Source organism: Arthrobacter sp. ZGTC131 (assembly GCF_002929275.1).
Classification (GTDB): domain Bacteria; phylum Actinomycetota; class Actinomycetes; order Actinomycetales; family Micrococcaceae; genus Arthrobacter.
Map to the genome: position 1 here is coordinate 1 of NZ_PJIK01000062.1, position 697 is coordinate 697.

The 697-nt window shown below is 61.5% G+C and carries 1 protein-coding gene; it reads left to right on the plus strand.

Annotation, left to right across the window (positions count from 1 at the left end; all coding sequences use genetic code 11):
* On the plus strand, nt 1–697 hold a 697-nt coding region (locus CXQ90_RS21680; protein ID WP_258064713.1), incomplete at both ends, for a penicillin-binding transpeptidase domain-containing protein.

The following is a 697-nucleotide window of genomic DNA, read 5'->3' on the forward strand; positions in this document are numbered from 1 at the left end:
CCGCACCACGCTGCGCACCTATCCATCCGGTTCGGTGGCCGGATCAATTGTTGGATTCCTGGGAACCGACGGCCCGCAGGAGGGCATGGAGCTGACCCAGGATGACGTCCTCGCGGGTGAGGCAGGCAGCAGGACGTACGAAATTAGCGTCGACGGTATCCGCATTCCGTATGCCACCAACGAGGACGTCCCCGTGCGGGACGGAGATTCCGTCAAACTCAGCATTGACCAGGACCTGCAGTGGTTTGCCCAGCAAACCATTGCGAGCCAGGTCCAGGAGTACAACGCGGATTGGGGAAACGTGGTGGTGGTGGAGGCCAAGACCGGCCGCATCATCACGATGGCAGAGTCCACCACAGTTGATCCAAACGATCCGGGCCAGACACCGGCGGAGTCCCGGCAACCGCTGTCCGTGACCGTCCCCTTCGAACCCGGCTCCACCACCAAGGTCATCACCATGGCGGCGGCACTGGAACAGGGAATCATTGATCCGCTGTCCCAGTTCGAGATTCCGTCCACGTATACGGTCGACGGGCAGACGTTCAAGGACGCCTTTGACCACGGCACCGTGCACATGACGGCGGCGGGCATCCTGACCAAGTCCATGAACACGGGCACGGTCATGATCGGGCAGCAGCTCACTCCCCAGGAACGCTATGACTGGCTGAAAAAGTTCGGCATCGGCGAACCCCTGAAC